This is a genomic window from Micromonospora sp. PRAS1 (assembly GCF_059553435.1).
This window is the reverse complement of the sequence record NZ_JCANNB010000047.1, coordinates 1-23,188: the sequence shown is the minus strand read 5'-3', so window position 1 is coordinate 23,188 and position 23,188 is coordinate 1. Positions and strand designations below refer to the sequence as shown.

Here is a 23,188-nt window from a genome sequence, read left to right as displayed (position 1 = left end):
CGCTAAAGTTGCAGGTGGCGGCGCAGTTGGACGGTGAGCACCGGGTGCGGTCGGGCCGGGTGGGTCGGCCGGAAGCAGCCGCCTCAGGCTGGGTACGCCCCTGGAGGTGAGCTGTGTCGGAGGCGGTACGCGACTTCTTCGACCACCTCGCCCACGGTGGCGGACGGATGCTGCGACAGATCTCCGGCAGCGTCCGCTTCGACCTGACCTCGCACGACGGTGTGGACCGCTGGCTGATCGTCATCGAGCGGGGCCGGATCGTGGTGTCCCACGGCGGCGAGGAGGAAGCCGACACCGTGATCCACACCGACGAGACGACCTTCGTCCGGTTGGCGCGGGGCGAGATCAAGCCACTGCCGGCGTTCCTGCGCAACGACCTCGTCGCCGACGGGCAGTTCCGCATGGTGGTCCTGCTGGAGCGCCTGTTCCCGCCGCCGCCGGATGCCCGTCATCCCCGCACCCTGGCCGGGGCGGACCGGTCGCCGGAACGGGAGGCGCGGTGAAGAGGCTCGTCCGCATCCTCGACGGCAACATCTTCGTCCTCAGCGAGGACAACGGGGACATGGTCTTCAGCCCCACCGGTCCGAGCGGCTTCTTCGCCTTCGACACCCGGTTCCTCTCCACCTGGCGGCTGAGCCTGAACGGGGAGCGACTGCACCCGCTCGCGGTGCACGAGCCGAACTACTACGAGATCCGGTTCTTCCTGGTCCCCGGCCATCCGACCCACTATGTCGACGCCAAGGTGTCGATCATCCGCGACCGGTGGATGTCGGACAGCAGCTTCCGCGAACGTCTCACCGTGCTCAACCACACCGGCGCGCCGGTCAGCTACGTGGTGCGGATCGACGTCGACAGCGACTTCGCGCCGATCTACAACGTGGTCTGGCCGCAGGCCTCCGCGTTGCGCGGCTACCGGGAGGTGTTCGACCACGGGCTGCGGCTGGGGTGCCGGCGGGAACGGTTCCACCGGGTGACCGAGGTCGTCTCCAGCGAGCCCGCCGAGTTCGACGAGCACGGCATGACCTTCCGGGTCCACCTCGACCGGCAGGGTAGGTGGAGCACGACGTTCCATGTGCAGAGCATGATGCTGCGCCCGGACGGGGTGAACGCCCAGAGCCGGTTGCGGCTCCCGTCGGACCGGACGGGACCACGGTTGCGCCGCGAGCTGAGCCGGTGGGTGGCCGCCGCGCCCCGGCTGCGCTGCGACTGGGAACCGCTGGTCATGACCTATCGGCGCGGCCTGGAGGACCTGGCCGGCCTGCGCTTCTCCCCGCTGGCGCTGCCGCACGAGACGATGCTCGCGGCCGGGTTGCCCTGGTCGGCCGCGGTCATCGGCCGGGACGCCATCATCACCTGTTTCCAGACCCTTCCCTTCGTACCCCGGCTGACCTTCACCACCCTGCGGCTGCTCGCCCTGCTTCAGGGCACGGTCCTCGACGACTTCCGGGACGAGGAACCCGGCAAGATCCTCAACGAGTTCCGCTACGGCGAACTGGCCGCATTCGAGGAGCGACCGCAGTCGCCGTACTACGGGGGCGCGGACGTCACTCCCCTATTCGTCGTGCTGCTCGACGAGTACCAGCGCTGGACCGGCGACGCCGAGCTGGTCCGGGATCTCGAGGACGCGGCTCGCGCGGCGCTGCACTGGATCGACGAGTACGGCGATCTGCGCGGCGACGGCTACATCTGGTACCGGACCCGCAACGAGCAGACCGGGGCGCAGAACCACTGCTGGAAGGATTCCCCCGAGGCGATCTGTTACGCCGACGGCCGACTGCCCGGCCTGCCCCGCGCCACCTGCGAGTTGCAGGGGTACGCGTACGACGCCAAGCGGCGCGGCGCACGGTTGGCCCGCGAGTTCTGGGGCGACCCGACGTACGCCGACCGGCTGGAACGGGAGGCGGAGGAGCTCAAGCAGCGGTTCAACCGGGACTACTGGATCAGCGCCGGCGGCTACTTCGCGCTCGCGCTCGGGCCCGACGGCGACCAGGTCGACGCGCTGGCCTCGAACATGGGCCATCTGCTGTGGAGCGGCATCGTCGAGGACTCCCGGGCCGGCGCGGTCGCCGAGCAGCTGCTCGGCCCGCGACTCTTCTCCGGCTGGGGGGTGCGGACCCTGGCCACCGGGCAGTTCCGCTACAACCCGCTCGGCTACCACGTCGGCACCGTGTGGCCGTTCGACAACTCGCTGATCGCGGCGGGGCTGCGCCGGTACGGCTTCAGCGCCGAGGCGGGACGCATCGCCGAGAGCGTCATCGATGCCGCGCAACACTTCGCCGGGCGGATGCCGGAGTCGTTCGCCGGTTACGACCGGGAACTGACCCGCTATCCGGTGCCGTACCCGGCGGCGAACAGCCCGCAGGCCGCCGCCACGGGCGCCACCTTCCTGCTGCTGCGTACCCTGCTCGGCCTGGAACCGGATGGTGACCACATGGTGGTGCATCCGGAGATCCCGGAGCGGATCGGCCGCATCGAACTGCTCGACATCGCGGGACGGTGGGGCCTGATGGACGCGATAGGCAACGCCCGCGCCGGCCGCTCCTGACCTTTATTACGCGCTTGCTTATATAAGGCGGCCCTGATAGAAAGATCAGGTGCATGCGTTCGAGGTGCTCGGGGATCCCGTCCGGCGGCGGATCCTGGAGCTGCTCGCCGACGGTGAACTGACCGCCGGCGGAATCTGCGAGGTGATCCGGGCCGAGTTCGGCATCTCGCAGCCCGCTGTCTCGCAACATCTCCGGGTGCTGCGGGAGACGGGCTTCGCCACGGTCCGACCGGAAGGGACGCGACGCCTGTACGCGGTCGACCCGCGCCCGCTGCGGGAGGTCGATCAGTGGCTGGAGGGCTTCCGCAGTTCTGGACGCCGCCGCTGACCGCACTCGCCACCGAACTCGCCAGAGGTCGCCGCGCTGCCCGCGAGGCGGGGGTCCACCAGCCCTCCGTCCCTAGCCGGCACCGCGACGAGGAAAACGACAGGAGGACAACATGATCGACACAACCGCTCAGATCAGCGCCGTCCGGCGCCAGGTCGGCACCCGCACGTTGGCGGCGGGCGAGGCCCGGGTGATGACCATCAGCCAGACGTACGACGCGCCCATGGCCGATGTCTGGGACGCCTGCACCAACCCCGAGCGGCTGCCCCGATGGTTCGCGCCGGTCTCCGGCGAGTTACGGCTGCACGGCCGCTTCCAGGTGGAGGGCAACGCCAGCGGCACCGTCGAGCAGTGCGACCCACCGAAGTCGTTCGCCGCCACCTGGGAGTTCGGCGGTGAGATCAGCTGGATCGAGGTTCGTCTGAACCCGACCGACGACGGTCGCACCCGGCTTCTGATCGAGCACGTGGGTCACGTCAAGGACGAGTTCTGGCTCCAGTTCGGTCCCGGCGCGACCGGTGTCGGCTGGGACCTCGCGCTCCTCGGCCTCGCCACCCATCTCGCCGGTGCGGGCGACGCACCGCCGGAACAGGATGCGGCCTGGATGGGCTCCGCCGCCGGGCGGGCCTTCGTGGCGGCCAGTAGCGAAGGCTGGCACGAGGCGAGCGTCGCGGCCGGCACCAGCCCGGACGAGGCACGGGCCGCCGCCGACCGCACCACGGCCTTCTACACCGGCACCCCGCAGCCCTGACCTGCCGGCAGCGCCGGGGGCCGGACCGGACCCGGCGGGTTGGGGTGACCGGGCAGCATCTCGGCCCGACCCTGACCCCGTCCCGCCAGGCTGCGCAGCCGCCTCGCGGGACGGGCCGCACCGGGCGTGGTGCGGTAACGTGCAGCCGCGTGACCCCGATGGCGTACTCGCACTGTTCCTACTGCGGCACGCCCTACCCGGCGGCGGCCGGCTGGCCGCGGATCTGCGCGGCCTGCGGCGAGACGGTCTGGCGCAACCCGCTGCCCGTCGCGGTGGCGCTACTGCCGGTGCGTACCCCCGGCGGGCTCGGTGTGGTGGTGGTCCGCCGCGACATCGAGCCCGCGCGCGGGCTGCTCGCGCTGCCCGGCGGCTTCATCGAGTACGGCGAGCAGTGGCGGGACGCACTGGTGCGCGAACTGCGGGAAGAGACCGGACTGCTGGCCGACCCGGCCGGCGCGGAACTGGTCGCGGTGCTGAGCGCACCGGCCGGCGGCACCATGATGGTCTTCGGGGAGTTGCCGGCGCGTCCGGTGGAGGAGCTGCCGCCCTCGGCGCCGACGGCCGAGGCCACCGAGTGGCTGGTGTTGACCGAGCCCGTCGAGCTGGCCTTCTCCACCCACACCCAGGTGCTCGCCGACTTCTTCGCCCGCCGAGCGGCCTGACCGGTGAGCTGACGCTGGTCGGCTTCGGGCTGTGGCGTCTGCTGTCGGGGTGGCACTTCCGCTGGGCCGGCACGCGGCGCATCCGGCCGGGGCCCCGCTGGGCGCGCTGGCCGGGCTGGTCACCCTGATCCACGCCTGACAGCCAGGCGTGGCCACCGGCGAGACGGGTAGTCGGGCCGGGCCGCGACAGCGCGGCCCGGTCGGTCGACCCACGCCGATCCGCCGGTGTTGACCTTCCGGGGGGCCGATGACCAGCGGACCAGGGATGTCGGACGACATCGTGGAGTTGCGGGTGCACGGCGTGTCGGGTGCCCATGCCGAGCAGATCCTCGGCCGCCCGCACAGCCACCAGGTCGCCGGGGACAACAACGGCGGATTCTTCCGACCCCGCGCCGACTACCCCGACGCCAAGGGACCGGCGGGGGTGACGCTGGAGGCGTACCGCTGGAGCGACCTGCCCTCGGGCACCGTCGTACGGACCGTGTCGCTGGTGTTCCTGCTGCCCTTCATGCTCTGCAACGTCGCGATCTGGATGCAACCGGCCCATCCTGGCCGCACCGGGGCGGGACTCAAGGCGGTGTGCCGGCTGCTCGCCCTCTCGCTGACCATGCTGTACGTGCTCGCGGCGATGGGAGTGGCGCTGGACCTAGTCGCCTGGCGATGTTTGCCGAAGCCGGAATGCCTGGCCGGCCGCCCGTGGCTGTCCTGGCTGGGCGGCCGTCCCACCGGGCTGACGCTGGCGGTGTTGGCACTGCTTCCGGCCGCCGCGCTCGGCCTGGTCTGGTGGCTCAGCGTCCGCCCGGGAGGCAAGTTCGACGCCTTCCATACGCCCACCGCGAGCAGCGGTCGGCATCAGCTCAGCGCGGTGGCCCAGTGGGACAGCGCTCCGATGGTGGGGCGGCTGCGTTCGCTGCACGTCGCCGTCGGTTTCACCACCCTGAACCTGGGCCTGCTCACGGCCCGGGTCTCCGCAGGCGCGTCGGCCGTCAGCGTCGCACTGACCGTGCTGACCGGGCTGGTCCTCGCCGCCTGCGTCGCCCTGATCTGCGCGCACCCCTTGATCGACACGCGGGCGACCGAGCGGATCGTCGACCGGGTGCCCGGGTGGTTGCGCATCACCGCCTGCATCCTGACCCCGCTGACGCTGATCGCGGTGGCGGCCGACCCGACACCATGGCGGCCGGGCGAGGGCCTGCCGGGCTACGCCCGGATGGTCGGCCTGGTCATCCTCACCCAGTCGATCCTGCTCTTCGCGCTCGGGGCGGTGGCGCTGGCCGGACGCCGCCGGTCGCGCACCGCCGCCGGCCGCGGCGAGGCGGCAACGTCGGTCGGCAGAAGCCCGGACGCCGGTAGCGGGAAGATCGGGTCGGTCGACGGAGTCGAGCGCGACGAGATGCGCCGTGGCTTCGGCTGCAACGGGCTCGGCGCCGGGTCGCTCCAGGGGCTGGGCGCCCCGGTGATCGCCGCCGTGGCGACCGGGCTGGCCGTCGCGATCTCGGCCGACCTCGTCTACCGGGTCGCCGACCTGCTCAACCGCCAGGCCTCGGCCGACATGGAACGGGGAATCGGTCCGCCCCTGGGCTTCAAATGGTCGCTCTTCGTGTTCCTGGTGGCCGCGGCGGCGGTGCTGCTCGGTGCCGGGGTGGTGACCCTGGCCAGCCGGCGCGCGCGGAGGCGTACCGCCGGGGCCACCGTGGCCCGCGACTTCCCCGACGCTCCCCCGGCCGCCGACTTCCGGTTGGGTCAGGTCAAACAGGCAATCGCCCGGGCCCGGTTCACCGAACGCCTGGAGCTGCTCACCGTGGTCTACGCAGGCGTCGTCATCGTCGGCATGCCAACGAGCCTGCTCGGCATGCTGGGACTCGCGCCGGGCGAGGTGGTCGAACGCCTCATCCGGCTGCCGGCGGAGGCGACCGACTTCGCCATCCAGATGGGCAGCCTGGTCATCTCGGCGGTGGTGTTCGCCCTGTTCATCGGCGGAATCTTCGCCTACCGTACGGCCGAGTTCCGCCGCTACGTCGGCGTGCTGTGGGATCTGGGCACCTTCTGGCCCCGGGCGGCGCACCCGTTCGCGCCGCCCTGTTACGCGGAACGGGCGGTGCCGGAACTGGGCCGGCGGATCACCTACCTCGCCGAACAGGGCCGGGGCGTGCTGCTGGCCGGGCACAGCCACGGCTCGGTGCTGCTCGCCGCGACGCTGCTCCAGTTGCCGCCCCAGGTCTGCGGCCACCTCGCCCTGCTGACGTACGGGTCGCCGCTGCGCCGGCTCTACGCGCGGCTTTTTCCCGCCTTCGTCGACGACCAGGTGCTTCACGAGGTCGGCGAACGGGTCAACTGGCGGTGGGTGAACCTGTGGCGCGACACCGATCCGATCGGCGGCTGGATCTTCTCGCCGCACCGGCCGGGCCGGCAACCGGCCGCACCCGGCCCGGCCGGCGACGTCGACCACCGGCTACGCGACCCGTGGGACGTCGTGCCACCACCGGGCGACAGTGTCCCGCCACCGATCATCGGGCACTGGCCCGGCGAGGAGGACCCCCGGTTGGCCGCCGCCGTGGCGGACCTGGCGCGCCGGCTCCGCGAGCGACCACGGTGACCGGGTCGATATCCTTCGCCGGTGAGCGCCTCCCGGAGCACGGAGCGGACGTTTGTCGCGTCGAACCGCAAGGCCCGACACGACTACACCATCCTGAAGACGTACGAGGCCGGGATCGTGCTGGCCGGCACCGAGGTCAAGTCCCTGCGTGCGGGTCGGGTCTCGCTGGTCGACGCATTCGCCCAGGAGCATGCCGGGGAGATCATGCTGCACGGCCTGCACATCGCGGAGTACGGCTACGGCAGCTGGACCAATCACGCGCCCCGCCGGACCCGCAAACTGCTGCTACGTCGGGTGGAGATCGCCCGGATCCTGGACCGGATCCGCGAGGGTGGCATCACCCTGGTGCCGCTGTCGATGTACTTCTCCGGCGGCTGGGCAAAGGTCGAGCTGGCCCTGGCCAGGGGCCGCAGATCGTACGACAAGCGGCAGGCGCTCGCCGCCCGCGACGCCGACCGGGAGATCGCCCGCGAGCTGGGCCGCCGGCTCAAGGGCCGATAGGCACCAGGCCGGCGCAGCGCGGATCCGGTACGCCGACCGGACGGCGGGGCATCATCCAGTTCAGGGCGGCGTCCTCCACCGGCCAACCCGCCACGGCCACCCGGCTGGCCGGCGTCCGGACGGCGTTCGGGCAGAGCACCTGGCCCCGCACCTCGTCGTTGATCAGGAAGCGGATCTCACCGGAGCGGTCCAGCACGATTGTCATCCGGTCGGTCACCGTCACCGCCTCACCCAGGACCACCTCCCGGGTGACCGGATCACCGACCTCGACGGCCACCGCGGGCAGCAGCGGCACCCGCAGGAAGACCACTCCCGTCAGTACCGGCAGCAGCGCACCGACCGTGTAGGTGAGCGTACGGGTCAATGCCGGGGCGGCCCGCGCCGGCACTGGCCCGGTCAGCACCAGCGTGCCGGCCGGCGGCAGCGCCAGCAGCGCGGCGGTGGCCAGCTCACCGTGCCGCAACGCCGCCCCGATGGCCGGGCCGAGCCAGGCGTAGCAGGCCGCGGCCACCACCACCGGCAGAACCAGACCGGTGGCGACAAGCGTCCGGGGCCGGTCGGGGAACCGGTTACGGGCCCGGAGGGCGACCAGCCACACCAAGAGCATCACCAGCGCCGGCAGGAACCGCAGCTGCCAGGTGAGGGCGGCCAGCGCGCCCGTCACCACCAGCACCCAGTCCGGCGTGCGGGAGCTGGCGTACGCCACCAGCGACCGCTCCGGATCGAACCGCTCTGGAGCGCTGACCTGCAACAACTCGCCGAGCACGGCGAGCACCAGGACGACCAGCGGCGCTGCCCAGACCAGGGCGATGAGCAGGGCGCTGAGCAGCCCCAACGGGCTGACGTACTGCACGAGCAACAGCATCGTCGACATGTCCTGCCGGCTGAGCCGCCACAGCCGCAGCACCAGCAGCAGCACCGGGAAGGCGGGCAGCAGGGTCAGCAGCCACTGCTGCGCCTGCCGCGCGCCCGAGCGACGCCGGTTGACGGGGCCGGGCGTGGTCGATGCGGGGCCGGCAGTGCGAACCTCTCCCACGGCCACTGCCGTACCTCCACTCTGTCCTCCAGCCCGGGTTCCGGTTGCCGGTCAACCGCGACCTGCTGCGGGTTGTTGTACTGCTGCTCGGACCTGAGGTACCGGTCGAAGGCCGCCCGCCACCGGTCCCCGTCGGGGCCGTCCGCCGACTCCTGGAGCGAGAGGTTGACCAGGTCACGAAGCGCCGGGTTCGGGCCGGTGTTCACGCCGTACATCTCCGAGGTGTCGGCACCGATGTCCCAGTGGCGCAGCTTCTTGACCCGCTCCAGTTTGTTTCTCGGCGGCAGCTCGCCGGAGGGCCGGGGGCCCACGAAACCGGCCAGGATCGCCGCGTCGGTGGTGACCGCGTCGACCTTGCCGTCGTGCAGCTCCTGGACGCACTGACTGATCCGGTTGCGGCCGTGCGCCACCGCCTCCAACTGTTCCAGGTTCTGTTCCGAGGTCGACGTGGCGAGGGTGCACACCCGCTTGCCGGCGAGGTCGCGCAGGCTGGTCACCTCCCCGGCGTACGAGTCCAGGGTGATCACCGACTGTTCGGTCTCCAGGTACGGCGCGGAGAAGATCACGCCCTGCTGCCGGCGCTGTTCGGTGATGCTGTACGAGGCGACCACCAGGTCGACCGTGACGAAGCTGCCGTCAGCGGTGCGGGCCTGCCGGCGGGCGCGGTCCTCGCTCTCGATGGCCAGGAACGTCACCCGCGGCGCGTCGAAGCCGAGATCCTCAGCGATCATGTAGGCGATCTCGATGTCGAAGCCCTCGAAGGCGCCGTTCTCCAGTTGCTGCGAAATCCCGGGCTGGTCGTCCTTGACGCCGATGTAGAGGGTCTGCTTGCCGGTCAGCCCGGCCCGCTCCCGCAACTGCTCCCGGGTGGGCGGACCGGCTGCGGCGACCACCCTGATCACCGCGACGACGACCACCACAAGCAGCAGGAGCAGCGCGGCAAGGCGCAGCCGGCGGCCACGCGACGACCCTGCACCGCCGGTCAGGGGCCGCTCCCCGACAGTGTCGTCCGGCTCGGTCATCGTCACCCCCCGTGAAGCGCGAGCCTCCATTGTGGCGGCCCAGCAGCAACAGGTGACCCACGGTTACCCAAGTGTGACCGACCCGCGTCGGCCGGGACGACCCGTGGGGTCACGAGCCAGCCCGCACCGGGCTGGCCGGGTCGACACCGCCTGGCCAGCGACCGAACGCCTTGGAGCGGATGCCCGGTAGCTGGGTCAGCGGGCGAGCAGGTGCGCGTGGGCCGCGCGCAGCCGGGCAAGCGCGGGGTCGCCGGCCGGCGCCGCCCGTCGGTCCAACTCGGCCCACGCCTCGGCCAGTGCCGCGCTGAGCGTCTGCAACTCGGCGGCGTGTCGGCGGGCGCTCTGCTCCCGCTGGGCCTCGAGTCGCCGGGACCAGCCGGCGGTGACCTCGGCGAGCCGCTCGGCATCGGCGCGGGCCTGGGCGGCGGTGCGGGCGGCACCCGCGGGCACGATCGCGGCGACCGGGCGCGGGTCGCCGTCGCGGGTGATCACGGTGACGGTGTCCGTCAGCTCCGCCATCGCGACGAGCTGACTCAGCCTGGTGCGCGCCTCGCGCAGCGGCAACGAGCGCCGGGGGGCGTTTCGTGGGGTGAGGGCGGGGACAGCCATGAATGCATTCTCGGTACCGGGTACGACACTTTCCGCGACCGTGCCCTCCGGGGAACGGGTGCGGCCGGTGGCGGTGGCGCCGGTCAGCGCAGCGGGCGGTCCCGACGGGACGGGAACTGGGCACCGGGCCGGGCCAGCGTGGACCGGGCCCGCAGCCCGACCGGGTCCGGCTCGACGGCGTCCCCGGCCGGGGCGGCCGTCGGCACCCGCCGGGCGTCCAGGTAGGCCGCGGCGGCGCGGTCCTCGTCGGTCGGGGCGGCCAGCAACGCGTAGACCAGCCCGACCACCCCGAAGATCACCAGCAGGATGATGGGGATCAGCAGCGTGCCCACCTCCGCACCGGACACCTCGCCGCGCCGCTCGTGCAGGTGCACCGAGAGCGCGCTCATCCCGGTGAAGTGCATGCCGTTGACCGCCACCCCCATCACCAGCGCCGAGGCGAAGATCGCCAACCCGCGCCGTACGGTCACCGCGAGCCAGAGCGCGACGGTGGCCGCCACCACCGCGATCAGCACGGAGAGCGCGACCCGGAGTTCGTCGTAGCCCAGCCGGCCGTCCAACCGCATCGCGGCCATGCCCGTGTAGTGCATCGCCGCCACGCCGCTGCCAGCGAAGACGCCACCGGCGAGGATGCGGGCCACCGACAGCCGACCGGTGCCCACGATCGCCAGCCCGATGCCGACCGCCGCGACCGCGATCAGCGCGCTGGCGACCGTGATCGGCACGTCGTACCTGATCCGTGCGCCGGTCACGGCGAAGCCCAGCATCGCCATGAAGTGCATGGTCCAGATCGCGGTGCCGCCGAGCGCCCAGGCCGCCAGACTGCCCCACCAAAGCTTCTGACCGGTGCTGCTCGCGTCCCGGATCCGGGTGGCGCAGACCAGCCCGAGGATGGAACCGAGCACCGACAACGCGTAACTGAGCGCGGGTGTGATCCACCCGTACTCAAAATGGTTGATGTCCGCCATGACGGCTCCCCCCAGAGCTGTTACCGCCGTGTAGCCACACGCCGTCACATGATCCAGGAGGGATTAACCAGGCACAATAGCCTTACGGAGGAGCCAACTCAGGCCGGCGAGTGGTAGGCGAGCACCCCCCGGTTCACCGCGCCGATCGCCTGGCGGGCGGTGGCCCGCAGTTCGGTGGAGGCGCCACCCGAGTCGGCCAGTTGACCGAGCAGGTCCACCACCTGCCGGGCCCACCGGACGAAGTCGCCGGCCGGCATCTCGCCGTCGAACTCGTGCCCGCTGGACAGCACCTTCGCCAGCGCCTCGCCCCGGGCCCAGCGGTAGATCGGCCACGCGAAGCCGAGGTCCGGTTCGCGCGTGACGGTTAGCCCTCGGGACGCCTCGTCGGCCTCGATCTCGCTCCACAGCTTCAGCGTCGCGTCCACCGCCTCGGCCACCGCGCCACGCGGCAGCGACGCCCGTTCGTCGACGTCGCGGCGGGCCTCGAAGACCACCACGGAGACCGCCGCAGCCAGCTCGGCCGGGGACAATCCGTCCCAGACGCCCCGGCGCAGGCACTCTGCCACGAGCAGGTCGGCCTCCGTCCAGATCCGCCCGAGCATCCGCCCGGCGTCGGTAACCGCGCCCTCGGCGGTGAGGTAGCCGCGGGCGGTGAGCAGCGCGACGATCCGGTCGAAGGTACGGGCCAGCGACCCCGTCCGACCGGACACCCGCTGGCGCAGTTCCTCGGTGTCGCGTTCCAGCCGGCGACGGCGCTCCGCCCACCGGGCGTGTTCCTCCCGCTCCGGGCAGGCGTGACACGGATGCCGCCGCAGCTCGGCGCGGAGCTGGGTGAGCTGGTGGTCCTCCCCCGCCTGCCGGCCCCGGGCGCCCCGGCGGCTGTGCCGGTCCAGCCCGGTGCCGCTGACCTGCGCCGCCAGGTCGCGGCGGGCAGCCGGGTTACGGGGGTTGAAGTGCTTCGGCACCCGGATGCGGGCCAGCACCTCGGCCGGTGCGGTGAAATCGCCGGGGCTGATCCGCCCGGCCCAGCGGTCCTGGGTCAGCACCAGCGGCCGGGGCTCGCTGAAGCCGCCGGCGGCCGGGTCGAGCACCACGGCCAGTCCGGCCCGCCGCCCGGACGGCACCCGGATCACGTCGCCCACCCGCAGCCGCTCCAGCGACGCCACCGCCGCCGCCCGGCGCTGGCTCTGCCCCTGCCGGGCGAGCGCCCGCTCCCGGTCGGCGATGGCCACCCGCAGGGCGAAGTACTCGTCGAAGTCACCGTGGTGGCAGTCCGCCTCCATGGCGTACGCCTCGATGGTTTCGGTGTTGCGCTGCACCTGCCGGGCCAGGCCGACCACCGACCGGTCCGCCTGGAACTGCGCGAACGAGGACTCCAGCAGCTCCCGGGCGGGTTCCGCGCCGACGCTGCCGACCAGGTTGACCGCCATGTTGTACGAGGGGCGGAAGCTGGAGCGCAGCGGGTACGTGCGGGTGGAGGCGAGACCGGCCACGTGCCGGGGATCGGTCTCCGGGGACCACACCACCACGGCGTGCCCCTCGACGTCGATGCCACGGCGCCCGGCCCGGCCGGTGAGCTGGGTGTACTCCCCCGGCGTCAGGTCGACATGCGCCTCGCCGTTGTACTTGACCAGGCGCTCCAGCACCACGCAACGGGCCGGCATGTTGATGCCCAGGGCGAGTGTCTCGGTGGCGAAGACCGCCTTGACCAGCCCACGGACGAACAGCTCCTCCACGACCTCCTTGAAGGCCGGCAGCATTCCGGCGTGGTGCGCGGCCAGGCCACGCTCCAGCCCGTCAAGCCATTCCCAGTAGCCCAGCACCGAGAGGTCCTCGCCGGGGATGGCGGTCACCCGGGACTCCACCACCCGGCGGATCTCCGTGCGCTCCTCGGGCGAGGTCAGCCGCAACCCGGCCGCCAGGCACTGCTGCACTGCCGCGTCGCAACCTGCCCTACTGAAGATGAACAGGATCGCCGGCAGCAGCCCCTCGCGGTCCAGCCGGTCAACGATGTCCGGCCGCGCCGGTCCGCGCCAGCGCGGCCCCCGACGCCCGCCACCCCACCCGGCGGAGCGCCCCTCGCCGAGATCGAGGCGGCGCATCGTCTCCCGGGTGTAGCGCAACAACTCCGGGTGCACGTCGTGCTTGCGCGCGGCGGCGGCGTCGTGGAACAGGTCGAACATCCGCTTGCCGACAAGCATGTGCTGCCACAGCGGTACCGGCCGGTGCTCGCTGACCACCACGGTGGTCTCGCCGCGCACCGTGATCAGCCAGTCGGCGAACTCCTCGGCGTTGGAGACCGTCGCCGACAGCGACACCAGGGTGACCGAGGCGGGCAGGTGGATGATGACCTCCTCCCACACCCCGCCCCGGAACCGGTCGGCCAGGTAGTGCACCTCGTCCATCACCACGTACGCCAGGCCCTCGAGGGTGGCCGAGCCGGCGTAGAGCATGTTGCGCAGCACCTCGGTGGTCATCACCACCACCGGGGCGTCGCCGTTTATGGCGTTGTCGCCGGTGAGCAACCCCACCTGGTCGGCACCGTACCGGTCGACCAGGTCGTGGTACTTCTGGTTCGACAGCGCCTTGATCGGGGTGGTGTAGAAGCACTTGCGGCGGGCACCATCGACCGGCACCGGCCGCCCGGGCGCCCCGCGCAGCGCCAGGTGCACGGCGAACTCACCGACCACGGTCTTACCGGCGCCGGTCGGCGCGCAGACCAGCACGCCGCTGCCCCGCTCCAGGGCCTGGCACGCCTCCCGCTGGAAGTCGTCGAGGTCGAACCCCAGGTCGGAGGTGAACTCTTCGAGGGCCGGAAACTCTGCGGCCTGGGCGGCCCGGCGGCGCGCCGCGGCATACCGCTCGGCGGGGCTCGACATGTCCCCAAGATTAGTCCGTACGCCTGGCGGGCACCCGGCAAGGCCGACCGGCAGCGGGGTCGGAGCGGGTCGGTAGGGTGCAGCACGTGCCGGATCATGCCGAACCGACCGACCCCGTACGCGATGTCCAGCCGAGTCCGTCCCGCCGTGCGGTGGAGGCGGTCCTGCTCGACTTCCACGGCACGCTCGCCCAGGTGGAGGAGCCCCGCGAGTGGGTCATGGCCGCTGCGGCGACGTGCGGCGTGGAACTTGACCGGGTCCGGGCCACCGCGCTGGCCGACCGGCTGCTCACCGCAGGTCGGGCCGGCGGGCCACTGCCGGCCCGGGTTCCTCCGCACCTGGCCGAACTCTGGGCCGACCGGGATCTCTACGAGTACGCCCATCGGGGCGCGTACACCGGGCTGGCCGCCACGGTCGACGCCGGCATCGACGGCTTCGCCGATGCGCTCTACGAGCGGTTGCTGGGACCGCAGGGTTGGGTGCCGTACCCGGACACCGCTCCCACCCTGGCCGCGCTGCGGGCGGCCGGCATACGGGTGGCGGTGGTCAGCAACATCGGCTTCGACATCCGTCCCCACTTCGCCGCCTGGGGCCTCGCCGACCTGGTCGACGCCTTCGTACTCTCATACGAGGTGGGCCGTTGCAAGCCGGACCCGGCGATCTTCTGGCGGGCCTGCGGCATGCTCGGCGTCGACCCGGAGCGTGCCCTCATGGTCGGCGACACCCCCGCCGACGCGGGAGCCGTGGCGGCCGGCTGCGCGGTGCTGGTGCTCCCCACCGCAGACGTCGGCCGCCCCAACGGCCTAGGCTCCATCCTCCCCCTAACCCACCCCTAACCCCCCACCCCCACCCGCTCCCACCCCCACCCCCGCCCACTCCCGCTCCCGCTCCCGCTCCCGCTCCCGCTCCCGCGATCTTGCAGTTTTGGTCGCCGTTATGCCGCTTATGCGCCTTATTTCCCGACCGAAAGTGCAAGATCGCGCGGGGCTGGGGTGGGAGGGAGGGGAGGGAGGGGAGGGTGGGGTGGGTGGGTGTTAGTGGAGGAGGTGGAGGGCGGCGGGGGTGGCGGTGATGGTCAGGGGTAGGGGGAGGCAGCGTTCGCCGTCGGCGTAGGTGGTGATGCCGTGGGCGGCGATGGTGACGGTACGGGCCTGGTAGGTGTGGACCAGGGGATGGGTGACATGGGTGCCGGCATAGATGCGCGGCTTGACCCGGATCAGGGTTCTGCGGGCGAACCGGCCACCGACCACCACGTCGAGCAGTCCGTCAGTCGGGTCGGCGGCTGGGCAGATCCGCATGCCGCCGCCGTAGCTGGCCCCGTTGCCGACGGCCACCAGCACCGCCTCCACCTCGATCCGCTCACCATCGAGGGTGAGGGTGTAGCGGCGCGGGCGCAGTCGGGCCAACTCCACCAGGATCGCCAGGTCGTAGCGACGTGGGCCACGCGGCCAGCGCATCCGGTTGGCGCGTTCGTTGACGATCGCGTCGAAGCCGGCCGCGAGCACCGCACCGTACCAACGGTGTCCGCCGTCCGCCGTGGTGATCCTGGCCAGGTCGACCGGGCGCGACCGGCCGTCCCGCAGTGCCGCCGCGATCGTGTCCACGGCGGTCAGCGGATCGGCCGGAAAGCCGGTGTCGACGGCGAAGTCGTTGCCGGTGCCCGCCGGCACCGCGCCGAACGGCACCGAGGTGCCCGCCACCGCCTGTAGGGCCAGGTGCACGGTGCCGTCGCCGCCCACCGCGACCAGCGCCGCCGCGCCGTCGGCCATCGCCTCGTGGCAGGCGGCCTCGGCCTGCTCGCGGGTACGGGCGTCCAGCACCCGCAGCGGGTGCCCGCCGGCCGCCAGGCGGTCCAGCACCTGCGGCAGCAGCCCACGGTGGCGCCCCCGCCCGGCGGTGGGGTTGGCCAGCACGGCGACCGGCTGATCGGCCGGCGCCGGATGATCGTCTGCCATCACGGCGTGCACCGTACCCGGCCGGACCGCCGCCGGCACACCACCGCCCGAGCCCCACCTGACATTTGTCACGGCCGATCGTGCGGCACGCACCTCACGTCATGACTGATCGCACTGGATCCGCCATAGGACGAATAGACAAACTCATATCAGCCAGCAGGGCCGAGGGCTCAGCCGATCAGGGGAGGGAGTGGTCACGGTGGACGATCGCTACGACAGCTACTGCGCCGCCGACCGGCTCTTCTACGACTCGCTCGGCAACGCCGTCGAAGAGCCTACCTTCGCGGCGGCCCGGCGGCGGGTGCCCGACGGCTGGCGCACCGAGCCGCTCGACGACTGGCTGATCTACGCCCCGGACGGCGGCTCGCTGCCGCAGCAGGGTTGGAAGATCCACGTGGCGGCGACGCTGAACAGCGCCGAGCGGGTGCTGGACACCATCTGGGACTACTGCGTCCCGCGCGGACTGTCGTTCAAGTTCCTCCGCGGGCCCCGCACCCTGCTGTTGCGCAACTCCAAGTACGCCTCCCGGGCGGCCAGCGGCAAGTTCGTCACCGTCTACCCGGGCGACGAAGCCGAGCTGGAACTGGTCTGCAAGGAGCTCGACGAGCTGCTCGCCGGCGAACCCGGCCCGTACATCCTCAGCGACCTGCGCTACGGCGCCGGCCCGGTGTACGTACGCTACGGCGGCTTCGCCGCCCGGTACTGCCACTCCCCTGACGGGCAGGTCGTCCCGGCGATCGAGGACGACAACGGCACCCTGGTGCCCGACCGGCGCGACCCGGTCTTCCACGTACCGTCCTGGGTGACGCTGCCGGACTTCCTCGAACCGCACCTGGCCGCCCGCAACGCCACAAGCACCGACGAGGTGCCGTACCGAATTGAGAAGGTCATCCACTTCTCCAACGGTGGCGGCCTCTACGTCGGCCGGGACCTGCGCACCGACACCCAGGTGGTACTCAAGGAGGCACGGCCGTACGCCGGCCTCGACGCCGACGGCACCGACGCGGTGGCCCGCCTGGCCCGCGAGGCCGAGGCGCTGCGTCGACTCGCCGACCTGCCGCAGGTGCCCCGGGTGCACGACGAGTTCACCCTCGGCGAGCACCGGTTCCTGGCGCTGGAGTTCATCGAGGGCCGCGCGTTGAACAAGGTGCTGGTCGACCGGTATCCACTTATCGACGCCGACGCCACCGACGCCGACCGCGCCGATTACACCAGGTGGGCGCTGGACGTCCACCGGCAGGTCGAGCAGGTCGTCCGGGCCATCCACGAGCGCGGTCTCGTCTATGGCGACCTGCACCTGTTCAACGTCATGGTCCGCCCGGACGACCGGATCGCGCTTGTCGACTTCGAAGTCGCGGCCCCGATCGACGGACACCGCCGGCCCGGCCTGCGCAATCAGGGCTTTGCCGCCCCCCGGGACCGCAGCGGTCCCGCCGTCGACCACTATGCCCTGGCCTGCCTGCGGTTGGCGCTGCTCCTGCCGCTGACCCAGCTGGTCCGGCTGGCGCCGACCAAGGTCGCGCACCTCGCGGGCGTGATCGCGGAGCGGTTCCCGGTGCCGAGAGATCTCCTCGACGCCGCCGTCGAGGAGATCACCGGCAGCCGCCCGGCCGCCGACCGCCCGGCCGCCGACCGCCCGGCCGCCGACCGCCCGGCTGACCTCAGCATCGGCGTCGGGCCCACCCACCGCGACCGGCTGGCCCGGGCGATCCTCGCCAGCGCAACGCCCGAGCGGGATGACCGGCTCTTCCCCGGCGACATCGAGCAGTTCCGCAGCGGCGGGCTCAACCTCGCCCACGGCGCCGCCGGGGTCCTGTACGCCCTGCACGTCAGCGGCGCCGGGCGTTGGCCGGAGCACGAACGGTGGCTGGTACGCCGGGCCACCTCGCCCGCCTCCGGTACCCGCTGCGGCTTCTACGACGGCCTGCACGGCGTCGCGTACGCCCTGGAGCTGCTGGGTCGCCGGCAGGATGCCCTGGACGTACTCGACATCTGCCTGCGGCAACCCTGGGACGGGTTGGATCACAGCCTGGCCGGCGGCCTGTCGGGCATCGCGCTCAACCTGGCCGAGCTGGCCGGACGCACCGGCGAGCCGACCCTGCGCGAAGCCGCCTGGCGGGCCGCCGAACGGGTCGTCGCCCAGCTCGCCGACGATCCGGGGCCGGAGATCAGCGGAGGCCGGCACCCGTACGCGGGGCTGCTGCGCGGCCGTACCGGGCCGGCGCTGATGCTGGTGCGACTGCACGAGCTGACCGGCGAGCCGGACCTGCTGGACCATGCCGCCACCGCGCTGCGGCAGGACCTGCGCCGCTGTGTCGTCCGCCCCGACGGCGCGCTGGAGGTCAACGAGGGCTGGCGCACCATGCCCTATCTGGGGCAGGGCAGCGTCGGCATCGGGCTGGTGCTCGACCAGTACCTGCGGCACCGCGCCGACGAGCGGTTCGCCGAGGCGAGCGCCGGGGTGCGCCGCGCCGCCAGGTCCCCGTTCTACGCCCAGTCCGGCCTGTTCGCCGGGCGGGCGGGCATCGTCGCCTACCTCGCGGCGTACCGGGACGATCCGGTGCTGGCGGCAGAGCTGGCGGCGCAGGTGGAACGCCTCGCCTGGCACGCCCTGCCGTACGCCGACGGGACCGCGTTCCCCGGCGAGCAGTTGCTGCGGCTCTCCATGGACCTCGGCACCGGCACCGCCGGCGTGCTGCTGGCGCTGGCCGCAGCCCGGCCCGACACCCTGCCGGCCGCAGCCCGGCCCGACACCCTGCCGGCCGCAGCCCGGCCCGACACCCTGCCGGCCGCAGCCCGGCCCGACACCCTGCCGGCCGCAGCCCGGCCCGACACGCTGCCGGCCGCCGCCCGGCCCGGCGCGGTCGTGACGCTGCCGTTTCTCGCGCCGCTGACAGGCGCCCCCGACACCCTCGCCGATGCGAGGGCGACCGACCAGACCGACAAGCACGGAAGGAGGTGACACGACATGGCGCTTCTGGACCTCCAGGGCCTGGAGATGGCCCCCGCCGACCGCACCGGCGGCGGCAGCCGGGCGAGCCTGCTGCTCTGCGGCGACAGCTCGCTGTCCGTCACGACCTGCAACTGACAGGTCGGCACGCGAGGCCCTGGGCGGGACGAGTTACCCGCCCAGGGCCGCACGTCTTTGCGGGAGGTGGCGATGCCGACGCCCACCGGCGCCGACCGGCTACTGCGCCGGGTGGTGCGCGACGGCGGCGGTTGGACCGTCCTGCTCGGGGTGGTGGCGCTCACCGGCGCCGCCGCCGAACTGGCGCTGCCGGCGACCCTCGGGCTCGCGGTCGACGCCGCAGTCGCCGGCACCACCTCCTGGTGGCCGGCCGTCGCCTGCGCGTTGGTCGCCGTCCTCATGGTCACCGACATCCTCGGTGACCTCGCCGCCGGCTACGGCGCGGCCCGGGCCACCGCCCTGCTGCGTCGACGGCTGTTGCGCCACCTGTTCGCCTGCGATGTCCGCACCGTCCGCCGGTACCCGGTGGGCGACCTGGTCGGCCGCCTCGTCGGCCAGGGCGCCGACGCCGGGCAGGCCGGGACCGCCGTGGTGCTCGGCGCCATCGCGCTGCTCCCACCGGTCGGCAGCGTCGTGGCGCTCACCCTGATCGAGCCGCTGCTGGGGATCACCCTCCTCGGCGGGCTGGTGCTGCTCACGGTACTCATGCGTGCCTTCGTCACCGACGCCTCCGCCGCCGTGGCCGGCTACCAGCGGGTGCTGGGCGCCACCGCCGGCCGGCTGCTGGAGGCGCTCGGCGGCGCCCGGACCATCGCCGCCGCGGCGACCGTGGACCGGGAACGCGACCGGGTGCTGGCCGCGCTGCCGGAACTGCGCGGGTACGGGCTGCTCGGCTGGCGGCTGCTGGCCCGCGCGAGCGCCCGCACCGCGGCCGTGGGCCCGCTGCTACAGGCGGCCGTGGTGGCCGTCGGCGGGTACGCGCTCACCGTCGGCTGGCTCACCCCGGGGCAACTGGTCGCCGCGGTGCAGTACGCGGCGCTCGGCGCCGGACTGGGCGCGGTGCTGGCCACCCTCAACCGGCTGGTACGCGCCCGCGCGGCGGCCGGACGGATCGCCGAACCGCTGGCCCACCCGGTCCGCCGGTACGGCGACGAACCGCTGCCCTCCGGCCGCGGGGAGCTGCGGCTGCGCGGTGTCGGCGTGAACAGCGAAGCCGGGCGACCGGTCCTGCGTGGGGTCGATCTGCTCGTGCCGGCCGGCACCACCCTGGCCGTCGTCGGGCGCTCCGGCGTCGGCAAGTCCACCCTCGCCGCGCTGGCCGGCCGGTTGCACGACCCGGACGCCGGTGAGGTGCTGCTGGACGGGGTGCCGTTGCACCTTTTGAACCCGGCCGCATTGCGCCGCGGCGTCGGACACGCCTTCGACCGGCCGGTCCTGGTCGGCGAGACGGTGCACGACGCGATCGGTCTCGCCCTGCCCGAACGGTCGGCGGCACCACCCGCCGGGGACACCCCGGCCGGCGCTGCGGTGCTGACCATGGCGCGAGCCGCCCAGGTGGCCGACGTCGTCGCCCGCCTGCCCGACGGATTCCGCACCCGGCTGGCCGACGCGCCCTTCTCCGGCGGCGAGGCACAGCGCCTCGGGCTGGCCCGCGCGTTTGCGGCCGAGCGGCTGCTGATCCTCGACGACGCCACGTCCAGCCTGGACACCGCCACCGAACACCGGATCAGCCGGGCGGTGGCCGAAGGGGTCGGCGGTCGTACCCGACTGGTGGTCACCCACCGCGCGGCGACGGCTGCCGCCGCCGACCTGGTCGCCTGGCTCGACGGCGGCCGGGTGCGGGCGGTGGGGCCACACCGGCAGCTCTGGGCCGATCCGGACTACCGGGCCGTTTTCGGGTCCGGCGGTGACCCCCGATGACCGGCGTACGCCGCACCACCTGGGCCGCGTTGCGGGCCCGCCGTCGTCCGCTGGGCCGGCTCGCCGCCTGGTCGGTGGCGGAGGCACTGCCGGCGCTGCTCAGCGGCCTGCTGGTGGCCCGTGCGGTCGACAAGGGTTTCCTGGCCGGCGAGTTCACCACCGGCCTGGCCTGGCTGGCCGGGCTGGCCGCCGCGGTCCTGGCCGGCGCGGCCGCCACCGGGCGGGTGTACCGCAGCCTCGGCGCCGTGGTGGAGCCGTACCGCGATGAACTGGCCGCCCGGGTGGTCGACGGCGCGCTGCGCGACGCCACCCGCGCCGGCGCGCGGCCGGACAGCGCCGCCGTGGCCCGACTGACCCATCAGGTGGAGGTGGTCCGGGACACCTTCGGCGGGCTGCTGTTGGTGGTCCGCGGCTTTCTGTTCACCGCCGGCGCGGCGCTGCTCGGCCTGCTCGCCCTGTCGCCGCCGCTGGCCGCGGCGGTGGCCGCGCCGCTGCTGCTCGGGCTGGCCGTGTTCGCGGCGGCGCTGCCGGCGATGGTCACCCACCAGCGCGCCCAGGTGACGGCCGGCGAGGAACTTGGCCGGTCGGCGGCCGCCGCGCTGACCGGACACCGCGACGTGGTCGCCTGCGGCGGGCAGGACCGGGTCGTGGCCACGGTCGACCGGCGGGTCGTCGCGCAGGCCGACACCGAACGGACGCTGGCCCGGATGGCGGCGCTGCGCAGCCTCAGCCTCGGGCTGGGTGGCTGGCTGCCGGTGGTGGTCCTGCTGCTGGCCGCGCCGTGGCTGGTGCGGCAAGGGCTGAGCACCGGTGCCGTGCTGGGCGCGCTTGTCTACGTCACCACCGGCCTGCAACCCGCCCTGCACGCACTGGTGCAGGGCGTCGGCGGCGGCGGCCTGCGCTACGCCGTCACGCTCGACCGGATCCTGCGCAGTTGCCCGCCGGTCGAGCGGGGTACCGCCCCGGCCACCGCTGCGCCGCCATGCCCTACCGGTGCCGCACTACCGCCGCCGGCCGCCGCAGCATCGCCATGTCCTACCGACGCCCTGCCAGCGCAGCCGGCCGCCGCGGCACCGCGCCCGGCTGGCCCGGTGCCGCCGGCGGTGCGGGCGTGCGGGCTGACCTTCCGGTACGGCCCGCACGCGCGGCCGGTCCTCGCCGATTTCAGCCTGACCGTGGCCGCCGGTGAGCACCTGGCCGTAGTCGGGCCCAGCGGCGCCGGCAAGTCCACCCTGGCCGCCCTGATCGCCGGGCTGGTGCCACCGAACTCCGGCACAGTGCACCTGGCCGGCACGCCGGTCGCCGCCCGCACGCCGGAGAAGCTGGCCCGGCTACGGGTACTGGTGCCGCAGGAGGCGTACGTGCGCACCGGCACCCTGGCCGACAACCTGAGGTACCTGTGCCCGGACGCGGACGACACCCGGGTGGCGACGGCCCTGGCCATCCTCGGGGCCGAGCCGCTTGTGAACCGCCTCGGCGGCCTGACGGCCGAGGTCGAGCCGGGCACCCTCTCCGCCGGGGAACGACAGCTCATCGCCGCGGTCCGGGCCTACCTCGCCCCGGCCCCGTTGGTCATTCTCGACGAGGCGACCTGTCACCTCGACCCGATGCTGGAGGCAACTGTCGAAAAGGGCTTCGCCCGTCGTCCGGGCACGCTCGTGGTGATCGCGCACCGGATCAGCTCGGCGACCCGCGCCCGCCGGGTCCTGGTGTTCGACGGCGACCGGCCGCAGGTCGGCAGCCACCAGGAACTGTTGCTTCGCTCCTCCACCTACCGGGAGCTGGTGGGTCACTGGCAGGACCACGCACCGCAAGCCCGTCGGCCGCTGAGCCGGGCCTGACGTCCACGCCGGTCAAACGGCCAGCGGACCGGCTCAGCCGGGCTCAGCTGGGTGGTCGGAACAGCAGCATGCTCACCCTGGTCAGGTCGCCGTGGGAAAGGCGCCGGGTGGTGTCGCCGTCGCCGGCCCGCACGGCCACCTGGATCCGGATCTCGGACCTGGCCGGCAACTCGACGTTGATGTTTGGTGTGTTCACGACGAAGACGCCGCCGGCCGTGTCCGGATTGACCGAGACGAGTTCCTGCGTCAGCAGGGGCGTTTCGGCCTCGGAATGGCCCGGCTCGGTGTACTCCGCGCGCACCCGGACTTGAGCGGTTTGCGGAATCGGTGACATGACATTGGGAGCACTCCTTCCGAATCGACGGAGGAGAATGTGGAGGGTTTTCCCGCGGTCGCCCGTCCGGCATGAGGACCATCGGCGGCCCCACACCGAAGAGAATTGTCGACTCGCAAAAAGGGGCCCGCCCGGTCGATGTTACCGCTCGCCGGGAGAACGCAACACAAGGCGGCAAAGGTCGATTTCCGCAAAGAAATTCGCCATCGGGCCGGACGCCACCACCGAATCTCGCCGGCACCGCCCCCGCTGTGGCGTCGCCGGTCGCCCCTC

Annotated in this window: 18 protein-coding genes and 1 pseudogene; 12 read left to right on the top strand and 7 right to left on the bottom strand. The window is 73.0% G+C overall.

Annotation, left to right across the window (positions count from 1 at the left end):
* The first annotated feature begins 113 nt into the window (after positions 1-113).
* The 7 genes and pseudogenes from AC507J_RS29030 (at position 114) to smpB (ending at position 7,383) form a co-directional block, all read left to right on the top strand.
* On the top strand, positions 114-503 hold the full coding sequence (locus AC507J_RS29030) for an SCP2 sterol-binding domain-containing protein (protein WP_496293136.1): 390 nt from the start codon (positions 114-116) through the stop codon (positions 501-503).
* Positions 500-2,545, top strand: coding sequence for an amylo-alpha-1,6-glucosidase (locus tag AC507J_RS29025; protein WP_496293134.1), 2,046 nt, complete (start codon positions 500-502; stop codon positions 2,543-2,545). The genes AC507J_RS29030 and AC507J_RS29025 overlap by 4 nt, the downstream gene beginning before the upstream one ends.
* Before the next feature lie 49 nt (positions 2,546-2,594).
* Positions 2,595-2,989 (top strand): annotated as a pseudogene (locus AC507J_RS29020) (ArsR/SmtB family transcription factor).
* The gene (locus tag AC507J_RS29015) at positions 2,986-3,624 is read left to right on the top strand and encodes an SRPBCC family protein (protein WP_496293132.1); all 639 of its coding nucleotides are present in this window, start codon (positions 2,986-2,988) and stop codon (positions 3,622-3,624) included. Before AC507J_RS29020 ends, AC507J_RS29015 begins: the two are co-directional and overlap by 4 nt.
* A gap of 158 nt (positions 3,625-3,782) precedes the next feature.
* Positions 3,783-4,286, top strand: a complete 504-nt coding sequence (locus tag AC507J_RS29010; protein WP_496293182.1) for an NUDIX domain-containing protein — start codon at positions 3,783-3,785, stop codon at positions 4,284-4,286.
* Between the two features lie 265 nt (positions 4,287-4,551).
* Complete coding sequence (locus AC507J_RS29005; RefSeq protein WP_496293130.1) at positions 4,552-6,882, top strand: hypothetical protein; 2,331 nt, start codon at positions 4,552-4,554, stop codon at positions 6,880-6,882.
* A gap of 21 nt (positions 6,883-6,903) precedes the next feature.
* Positions 6,904-7,383, top strand: coding sequence for an SsrA-binding protein SmpB (gene smpB, locus AC507J_RS29000; RefSeq protein ID WP_496293128.1), 480 nt, complete (start codon positions 6,904-6,906; stop codon positions 7,381-7,383).
* On the opposite strand, the gene AC507J_RS28995 is transcribed toward smpB, so the two are convergent.
* The 5 genes from AC507J_RS28995 to AC507J_RS28975 all read right to left on the bottom strand — a co-directional run bounded on the left by AC507J_RS28995 (position 7,370) and on the right by AC507J_RS28975 (position 13,897).
* A complete protein-coding gene (locus AC507J_RS28995; protein WP_496293126.1) occupies positions 7,370-8,419 on the bottom strand; it encodes a hypothetical protein in 1,050 nt (349 codons plus the stop codon). The genes smpB and AC507J_RS28995 overlap by 14 nt on opposite strands.
* Positions 8,323-9,441 carry a transporter substrate-binding domain-containing protein gene (locus AC507J_RS28990; RefSeq protein WP_496293124.1) on the bottom strand — a complete coding sequence of 373 codons (1,119 nt, stop codon included), beginning with the start codon at positions 9,439-9,441 and terminating at the stop codon, positions 8,323-8,325. The genes AC507J_RS28995 and AC507J_RS28990 overlap by 97 nt, the downstream gene beginning before the upstream one ends.
* A 195-nt stretch (positions 9,442-9,636) precedes the next feature.
* Complete coding sequence (locus AC507J_RS28985) at positions 9,637-10,050, bottom strand: type II toxin-antitoxin system Phd/YefM family antitoxin (protein ID WP_496293122.1); 414 nt, start codon at positions 10,048-10,050, stop codon at positions 9,637-9,639.
* Positions 10,051-10,133: 83 nt separating this feature from the next.
* A complete protein-coding gene (locus AC507J_RS28980; RefSeq protein WP_496293120.1) occupies positions 10,134-11,018 on the bottom strand; it encodes an MHYT domain-containing protein in 885 nt (294 codons plus the stop codon).
* Positions 11,019-11,116: 98 nt separating this feature from the next.
* A complete protein-coding gene (locus AC507J_RS28975; RefSeq protein ID WP_496293118.1) occupies positions 11,117-13,897 on the bottom strand; it encodes a DEAD/DEAH box helicase in 2,781 nt (926 codons plus the stop codon).
* A gap of 86 nt (positions 13,898-13,983) precedes the next feature.
* On the opposite strand from AC507J_RS28975, the gene AC507J_RS28970 reads away from it, so the two are divergent.
* The gene (locus tag AC507J_RS28970) at positions 13,984-14,733 is read left to right on the top strand and encodes an HAD family hydrolase (RefSeq protein ID WP_496293116.1); all 750 of its coding nucleotides are present in this window, start codon (positions 13,984-13,986) and stop codon (positions 14,731-14,733) included.
* Between the two features lie 198 nt (positions 14,734-14,931).
* Here AC507J_RS28970 and AC507J_RS28965 read toward each other — a convergent pair whose 3' ends face one another.
* A complete protein-coding gene (locus tag AC507J_RS28965) occupies positions 14,932-15,852 on the bottom strand; it encodes a diacylglycerol kinase (protein ID WP_496293180.1) in 921 nt (306 codons plus the stop codon).
* A 199-nt stretch (positions 15,853-16,051) separates the two neighbouring features.
* On the opposite strand from AC507J_RS28965, the gene lanKC reads away from it, so the two are divergent.
* The 4 genes from lanKC (at position 16,052) to AC507J_RS28945 (ending at position 22,581) form a co-directional block, all read left to right on the top strand.
* On the top strand, positions 16,052-18,814 hold the full coding sequence (lanKC, locus tag AC507J_RS28960; protein ID WP_496293114.1) for a class III lanthionine synthetase LanKC: 2,763 nt from the start codon (positions 16,052-16,054) through the stop codon (positions 18,812-18,814).
* 6 nt (positions 18,815-18,820) lie between these two features.
* A complete protein-coding gene (locus AC507J_RS28955) occupies positions 18,821-18,940 on the top strand; it encodes a SapB/AmfS family lanthipeptide (protein WP_013734295.1) in 120 nt (39 codons plus the stop codon).
* 72 nt (positions 18,941-19,012) lie between these two features.
* A complete protein-coding gene (locus tag AC507J_RS28950) occupies positions 19,013-20,740 on the top strand; it encodes an ATP-binding cassette domain-containing protein (RefSeq protein ID WP_496293110.1) in 1,728 nt (575 codons plus the stop codon).
* On the top strand, positions 20,737-22,581 hold the full coding sequence (locus tag AC507J_RS28945; RefSeq protein ID WP_496293108.1) for an ATP-binding cassette domain-containing protein: 1,845 nt from the start codon (positions 20,737-20,739) through the stop codon (positions 22,579-22,581). The genes AC507J_RS28950 and AC507J_RS28945 overlap by 4 nt, the downstream gene beginning before the upstream one ends.
* 43 nt (positions 22,582-22,624) lie before the next feature.
* Here AC507J_RS28945 and AC507J_RS28940 read toward each other — a convergent pair whose 3' ends face one another.
* Positions 22,625-22,915 (bottom strand): hypothetical protein, encoded by a 291-nt coding sequence (locus AC507J_RS28940; RefSeq protein ID WP_496293106.1) that lies wholly within the window; start codon positions 22,913-22,915, stop codon positions 22,625-22,627.
* Between the last annotated feature and the right edge of the window lie 273 nt (positions 22,916-23,188).